3 protein-coding genes are annotated in these 3275 nt (G+C 71.8%); 1 reads left to right on the top strand and 2 read right to left on the bottom strand.

Annotation, left to right across the window (positions count from 1 at the left end; translation table 11 throughout):
- Positions 1-145: 145 nt before the first annotated feature.
- Positions 146-808, bottom strand: coding sequence for a VOC family protein (locus tag E3T42_RS01765; RefSeq protein ID WP_160141113.1), 663 nt, complete (start codon positions 806-808; stop codon positions 146-148).
- A 309-nt stretch (positions 809-1117) separates the two neighbouring features.
- On the opposite strand from E3T42_RS01765, the gene E3T42_RS01760 reads away from it, so the two are divergent.
- Positions 1118-2065: an HAD-IIA family hydrolase gene (locus tag E3T42_RS01760; RefSeq protein WP_134366383.1), complete on the top strand. Its 948-nt coding sequence runs from the start codon at positions 1118-1120 to the stop codon at positions 2063-2065.
- Here E3T42_RS01760 and E3T42_RS01755 read toward each other — a convergent pair.
- Positions 2062-3275, bottom strand: a 1214-nt coding sequence (locus E3T42_RS01755) for a dihydrolipoamide acetyltransferase family protein (RefSeq protein WP_134402356.1), incomplete at its 5' end; no start/stop codon positions are given. The two genes, E3T42_RS01760 and E3T42_RS01755, sit on opposite strands and share 4 nt — an antisense overlap.

Raw genomic sequence — 3275 nt, 5'->3', positions numbered from 1 at the left:
CGCGCCCGCACGTCGCAGCCGCGTGGGCTCGGCCGCGGGCTTCGCGGGTGCTGCGCCGCTGCGCGCGTGTCACGCCGCGCGCGGAACGGCGCAGCACCCGCGCTCGACTCGGCGTCGGAGGTGCCGCGTGTCGGAGGCGCTGGTGTTACGTGTCGGAGGTGCAGACGCAGAGTTCGTTGCCCTCCGGGTCGGCGAGCACCCACCAGTCGGGGGCGTGCTCGGCCGTGAGCAGATCGCCGCCGACGTCGATGACCGCCTGCACCCGCGCCTCGGCCTCGCTGGTGGGGACGTACACGTCGAGGTGGATCCGGTTGCGTTCCGTGCGCGCGATCTCCATGTTCTGGAACCAGACGCCGGGTCCCTGCCCGTGGGGGTCGGCGAGGTCTATCTCGCCGTCGCGGTACGACTCCACGTAACCGAGCCCGACCCGCCAGAAGGGTCGGATCGCATCCGCGTCGGTGCAGTCGATGGCCACGTCGTAGCGAGCCGGCATGAAGGGGGCTCGTTCGGCGTCCTGCGCGTCGGCGATCTCCTGGATGCGCAGCGCGAGCCTCAGGTCGCGGTCGGTCACGCCGCCCGCGTCGTGGGAGGAGAGCCGGAAGGTGACCCGGCCGTAGCCGAGGCGCACATCCGGGTGGTGACTCAGCGCATCCGCTGCCTCGGCCACCTGGTCGAGCACGCGCACGGCTGAGGCGAAGTCCGCCGTGGTGAACGACCCGTGCAGAGCGCCGTCCAGGTGTACGAAGGCGCCGCCGGAGAGCACGGGCTCGGTGTCGGCAGGGGTCAGGAGGGTGCCCGATTCTTTCATGCCCCCACTCTGCCCGGCCCGTCGGACCCGGTCAAGGCGCGACGCCGCCCGCCCCGTTGCCAGTCCTGCACCCATCCCGCGCTCAGTCTTGCACCCCGTCCCGCGCTCCGTCTTGCACCCAGTCCCGCGCCCAGTCCCGCGCCCAGTCTTGCACCCCGTCCCGCCGAACCAATTCGACGGAGATTTTGGGTCAAAACGGCGTATTCGCCCGTTGTGCGCACTGTGGGAGCAAAATCTCCGTCGAATTGGTTCGCACCGTGCCGGGTCCCGCCCGTAGCCGAAACCGGGAGAGTCGGGTCACACTGAGGCGTGGACACTTCCGGAGAAACCATTCTGTGCGACCTCGACGGCACGATCTACTCCGCCGGCGCAACCGTCGACGGGGCGGCCGAGGCGATTAGCGGTCTCAGGGAGCTGGGTTGCGTCATCCGTTTTCTGACCAATACGGATTCGAGGCCGGAGGCGCTGATCCTGTCCGACCTGCACGCCCGCGGCGTCGACGTGCGTGCCACGGAACTGTTCACCCCCGTGACGGCGGCCCGGCGCTGCCTCGCCGCGTTCGGGAGCGAGGCCAATGTGCTGCCGGTGGTGTCGGGCGCGCTCCGGGAGACATTCGCCCCGTTCATGCGGGAGGGTGACCACCCGATCACCCATGTGATCGTGGGCGACGCGCGGGACACGCTCAGCTACCCCGTGCTCGATGGGGCGTTCCGGGCCATTCGGGCGGGAGCCGAACTCGTCGCCCTGCAACGGGGACGCTACTCCAGACGGGCCGACGGTGACCATCTGGATACCGGCGCGATCGTGGCCGCCCTCGAATACGCGAGCGGGTCGACGGCCGTGCTGCTCGGCAAGCCTTCCCAGGATTTTCTCCGGCTCGCCGCGGAATCGGCCGGGGCCCAGCCGAACGAGGTGTGGGTCGTCGGCGACGACGCAACCACCGACATCGCGATGGGCAACGCGGCCGGCGCGACCACGGTGCAGGTTCGCACCGGCAAATACCCGGACCAGGCCGCCGAGCGGGCCACGATCCGGGCCGCCTACGCGATCGACACGATCGCCTCACTCCCTGGTCGAGGCGGCGTCCGTGCACGCGGCCGAGTAGCCGGTCTCCCCGTCGTCCGGTGGGCCGCCCGGTCCCGCAGGCCCGTCCTCACCAATTCGACGGAGATTTTGAGGGCAAACGACGTTTTGGGCCATTTTTGGCCTCGTGGGAGCAAAATCTCCGTCGAATTCGTTAGGGGCGGGGCCGGCTAGAGCAGGGTGAGGGCCAGGCCGGGGTTGGCGAGGATGCCGGCGATGTCGGTCAGGAACCGGGCGCCCTGCTCGCCGTCGACCAGGCGGTGGTCGAAGGACAGGCTCAGCGTCATCACCTGCCGCAGCGCGATCTCGCCGCGGTACTCCCACGGCCGCGGGCGGATCGCCCCGATCGCCAGGATCACGGCCTCCCCCGGCGGCAGGATGGGCGTTCCGGCGTCGATCCCGAAGAAGCCGATGTTGGTGATCGAGAGGGTGCCGCCGCGCAGGGCAGCCGGGCTGGTGGTGCCCGCCCGGGCGGCCGCGGTCAGCTCGGCGAGCGCCGCGGCCAGATCGGCCAGGCTGAGCCGGTCGGCATCCGTGATCGTGGGCACCAATAGTCCCCGCGGCGTGGCGGCCGCGATGCCGAGGTTCACGTAGTGGAACTGCACGATCTCGGCGGCGGCCTCGTCCCAGCGGGTGTTGACCTCGGGCGTGCGCGCCACCGCGAGGCAGAGCGCCTTCGCGACGACGGCGAGGATGCCGATGCGTGCGCCCGCGAAGGAGCGGTCACGTTTGAGCACCTCGATCAGTTCGACCGTCGGGGTCACATCCACGGTCAGGAACTCGGTCGCGTGCGGTGCGGTGAACGCACTGCGCACCATAGCCTCGGCCGTGTGCTTGCGCACGCTGCGGATCGGGCTGCGGGATTCCCGGGCACCCGGAACGGATGCCGCCGGCGGCGCGGCCGGTTCGGCTCGCGACTGTGCGGCCTCGGCCGGCACCGCGCGCGCCGGTTCGGCCCACGCCTCCACGTCCTCCCGGGTGATCAGCCCGGTCGGGCCGGTCCCGGTCACCCGGGTGAGGTCGACGCCCAGGCTTCGGGCGAGGGCGCGGACAGGTGGCGTGGAGCGCGGACGCTCCCCTGAGACGGGCGACGGCGAGTCAGACACGGTTGCGAGGGAGGCAGAGGCTGACGCAGAGACAGACCGGCTCGGCACGTCAGGGGCCGCGACGTCGGGCACCGGCACAGCGGGTGCTGCCGCCCCGGACGCTGCCGGGTCGGGTGCTGCCGCCACGCGTGCTCCCGCGTCGGATGCAGCCGCGTCGGGCGCAGCCACCCCGGGTGCTGCCACCCCGGGTACTGCCACCCCGGGCGCCCCCGCGTCGGGCGCAGCCGTCCCCGGGACCACGCCCGTCGCATCCGTCGCCCCGGCCCGCGCCCGCCGCT

Origin of the sequence: Cryobacterium sp. TMT4-10 (assembly GCF_004403275.1) — a bacterium.
GTDB classification, from domain to species: domain Bacteria; phylum Actinomycetota; class Actinomycetes; order Actinomycetales; family Microbacteriaceae; genus Cryobacterium; species Cryobacterium shii.
This window is presented reverse-complemented; position numbering and strand designations above follow the sequence as displayed.

Excerpts from the sequence above, each read along its gene's own strand:
- E3T42_RS01765 (WP_160141113.1), bottom strand. The coding sequence starts at position 808 with ATGAAAGAATCGGGCACCCTCCTGACCCCTGCCGACACCGAGCCCGTG.